The organism is Rhizobacter sp. (genome assembly GCF_035702065.1).
Taxonomy (GTDB): Bacteria; Pseudomonadota; Gammaproteobacteria; order Burkholderiales; family Burkholderiaceae_C; genus Rhizobacter.
Map to the genome: position 1 here is coordinate 1 of NZ_DASSRA010000026.1, position 2,560 is coordinate 2,560.

A 2,560-nucleotide genomic window follows, 5' to 3' on the forward strand; every position below is an offset into this window, starting at 1 on the left:
AAGGCCCGGGCTGCCGGCCTGCCGGTGCGCGAGGATTTCGGCGAATTCTGGCGCGACTACGAACTGATGGGCCTGCAGCGCCACCTCAAGGTGCTGGGCATCTTCTGTCGCCTGAAGCACCGCGACGGCAAGCCCAAGTACACCGAAGACCTGCCGCGCTTCTTTGCCTACGCGCACAAGGTGGCCACGCGCTACAACGGCCTCGGCCCGCTGGCCCATCTGCTGGAGCCGCTGATGGGCACGTCGCGTCGCGACGTCTTTTACTGAGACGCTGCGGCCTCGGGTGCTGCCTGGCGCCGGGTCTCGCAGCCCGCAGCCTGCAGCCAGGGGTCGTGCTCGGCTCCGCCGAAGCTCTGCACCAGAAAGTCGATGAACGCCCGCGTGCGCGCAGGCACGTACTTGCGCGTGGGCATGGCGGCGTAGAGGCGCAGTGTCAGTACACGCCACTCAGGCAGCACGCGCTCCAGCGCATGTTCAAGCAAGGCGTCTTCCACCACGTACGAGGGCAGACCCGAAATGCCCATGCCGGCCAGCGCGGCGGCGTACATGGTGTCGCTGTGGATGGTGCTGAGTGCGGGCTTGGCCGGCACCAGCGTCACCGAGTCGCCCACTGGCTCGTCATCGCCCCAGTCGCCGCGGTGAAAAGTGATCTCGCGCGTGTAGCTCGGCAGCATGGCTTCGTGCCGTGGCAACTCGTTGGGGTGCAGCGGGCGGCCCATGCGATCCAGGTACTCTGGGGAGGCACAGGTGATCACTTCTGAATGCGCCAGCAAGCGGGCCACGAAATCGCCCTCCAGGGGCTGCTTGCCCACCTGGATGATGCTCACGTCGTAGTTCTCGTCGACCGTCTCCACCGGGCCGGGGGCGGCGAGCTCCAGCGTCACGCGCGGGTAGAGCGTGCGAAAGCGCGGCAGGTGCTTGGCGATCTGGTGCACCGCAAATGCGGGTGGCGACAGCACGCGCAGGTGGCCGCGCGGCTCCGAGGTGGCGGCGCTGGCCAGGGCCTCGGCTTCTTCCACCTCGGTGAGGATCTGCCGCACGCGTTCCAGGTAGAGCTCGCCGATGTCGGTGAGCGCCAGCCGCCGCGTGGTGCGGTTGATGAGGCGCGCGCCCAGGTGCTCTTCGAGGTCGGCCACCAGGCGCGTGACCACCGCGGCCGACAGGTTCAGCACGCGCGCGGCCTTGGCAAAGCTGCCCTCTTCGATCACCCGCGAGAACACCCGCATCGAATGCAAGCGGTCCATGGTTGCCTATCCCCTATTGTTTCTATTTGAGCAATGAGCTATTGAAGCATAGGCGATTTATTGATTGATTGGCAATGCCTACAGTTGCTCCCATCGATGAGCCGAACACTGACTCACCGAGCTGGACAAGACGGCACGCCGCCATGCCCGGAACGTCAACCCACTCTGTCTGAATCGAAGGAAATCATCATGAACACCAAGCAACTCATCGCTGGCGCTGCCCTGGCTCTCGTGGGCGCTGCCGCCTCGGCCGAAACCCCCGACGTGCAGTTCGGCTTCATCACTGCCGCTCCGGCCTCCACGGTGACCCGCCAGCAGGTCCAGAGCGAACTCGTGCAGGCCCGTCGCCAAGGTTTCGACTCCGTCGCCGGCCTGCCGATCGCCGCTGCTCCCGCCGCCACGGTGGCCCGCACCCAGGTGAAGAGCGAGCTGGCCCAGGCCCGCGCCGACCAGTTGGTGGACAACAGCAACGGCTTCGGCTTCATCGACAACAACTACGCCTCGGCCCGCACCCGCGAAGACGTGCGCAACGAAGCGGTTGCTGCCGCTCGCGGCAAGAAGGCCAGCGTGCAAGCCGGCCAGTGAGATCGCAGCGGCGCTTATGCGCCGTACATCGCAGTCATCGAGAAGCCGCCTTCGGGCGGCTTTTTCACGTCCCGCGCAAAGCACCGAAAATGCAGCCCATGCTGCGAATCACCGAACTGCGCCTGCCGCTGAACCATGCCGAGGGCGAGTTGCGCCCGGCCATCCTCCAGCGCTTGGGCGTGGCGGATGCGGCGCTGAAGTCCTTCACCGTCTTCAAGCGCGCCTACGACGCGCGCAAGAAGAGCGCGGTTCAGCTGATCTACACGCTCGATTGCGATGTCGCTGACGAGGCCGCGGTGCTCAAGCGCTTCAGCGGTGACACGCACATCAAGCCTTCGCCCGACACCCGCTACCACTTCGTCGGCCACGCACCGGCCGACTTCTTCGCGGACGAGAAGCCGCGCCCCATCGTCATCGGCTTCGGGCCCTGCGGCATCTTCGCGGCGCTGATCCTGGCGCAGATGGGCTTGCGCCCCATCGTTCTGGAGCGCGGCAAGGAGGTGCGCCAGCGCACCAAGGACACCTGGGGCCTGTGGCGGAAGCGTGAGCTCAACCCGGAGTCGAACGTGCAGTTCGGCGAAGGTGGGGCCGGCACCTTCTCCGACGGCAAGCTGTGGAGCCAGATCAGCGACCCGCGCCACCTCACGCGCAAGGTGCTCACAGAGTTCGTGAAGGCCGGGGCGCCGGAAGAGATCCTCTACGTCAGCAAGCCGCACATCGGCACCTTCCGC

At 66.3% G+C, this 2,560-nt stretch carries 3 protein-coding genes and 1 pseudogene; 3 read left to right on the forward strand and 1 reads right to left on the reverse strand.

All coding sequences use genetic code 11. The annotated features are described in order from the left end of the window. Positions 1–267 (forward strand): annotated as a pseudogene (locus tag VFL64_RS01165) (aminoglycoside phosphotransferase); the annotation flags it as partial. Here VFL64_RS01165 and VFL64_RS01170 read toward each other — a convergent pair. Next, on the reverse strand, positions 261–1,244 hold the full coding sequence (locus VFL64_RS01170; protein ID WP_489538543.1) for a LysR family transcriptional regulator: 984 nt from the start codon (positions 1,242–1,244) through the stop codon (positions 261–263). The pseudogene VFL64_RS01165 and the gene VFL64_RS01170 sit on opposite strands and share 7 nt — an antisense overlap. Positions 1,245–1,433: 189 nt before the next feature. Here VFL64_RS01170 and VFL64_RS01175 point away from each other — a divergent pair, with 189 nt between their 5' ends. Both VFL64_RS01175 and VFL64_RS01180 read left to right on the forward strand, forming a co-directional pair. Further along, positions 1,434–1,829 carry a DUF4148 domain-containing protein gene (locus tag VFL64_RS01175; RefSeq protein WP_489538544.1) on the forward strand — a complete coding sequence of 132 codons (396 nt, stop codon included), beginning with the start codon at positions 1,434–1,436 and terminating at the stop codon, positions 1,827–1,829. 98 nt (positions 1,830–1,927) lie between these two features. Next, the coding region (locus tag VFL64_RS01180) for an NAD(P)/FAD-dependent oxidoreductase (RefSeq protein ID WP_489538545.1) at positions 1,928–2,560 on the forward strand (633 nt) is incomplete at its 3' end.